General features: G+C 64.8%; 1 protein-coding gene. It reads left to right on the top strand.

Features of this window, described 5'->3' with window-relative positions:
- Positions 1-636 (top strand): Tn3 family transposase (locus ABD169_RS16055; RefSeq protein ID WP_344033618.1); only part of this gene is annotated, 636 nt, incomplete at both ends.

Genomic DNA, 636 nt, shown 5'->3' with positions numbered 1-636 from the left:
CTGGCCAAGGACAACGAGCTGCCCGATGCCATCCTCACCGAGTCAGGGCTGAAAATCACCCCGCTGGATGCGGCGGTGCCGGATCGGGCGCAGGCGCTGATCGACCAAACCAGCCAGTTACTGCCGCGCATCAAGATCACCGAACTGCTGATGGACGTGGACGACTGGACGGGCTTCAGCCGCCACTTCACCCACTTGAAGGACGGGGCCGAGGCCAAAGACAGGACGTTGCTGCTGTCCGCAATCCTCGGTGATGCGATCAACCTCGGGCTGACCAAGATGGCCGAGTCGAGCCCCGGCCTGACCTACGCCAAGCTGTCCTGGCTGCAAGCCTGGCACATCCGCGACGAAACCTATTCGGCGGCCTTGGCCGAGCTGGTCAACCACCAGTATCGCCACGCCTTTGCCGCCCACTGGGGCGACGGCACGACCTCATCCTCCGATGGCCAGCGCTTCCGCGCGGGTGGCCGGGGCGAGAGCACCGGGCACGTCAACCCGAAGTACGGTAGCGAGCCGGGACGGCTGTTCTATACCCATATCTCCGACCAGTACGCGCCGTTCAGCACCCGCGTGGTGAATGTCGGCGTCCGCGATTCCACCTATGTGCTCGACGGCCTGCTGTACCACGAGTCCGAC

The sequence above is a fragment of the Leucobacter iarius genome (assembly GCF_039530105.1).
GTDB lineage: Bacteria > Actinomycetota > Actinomycetes > Actinomycetales > Microbacteriaceae > Leucobacter > Leucobacter iarius.
This window is presented reverse-complemented; position numbering and strand designations above follow the sequence as displayed.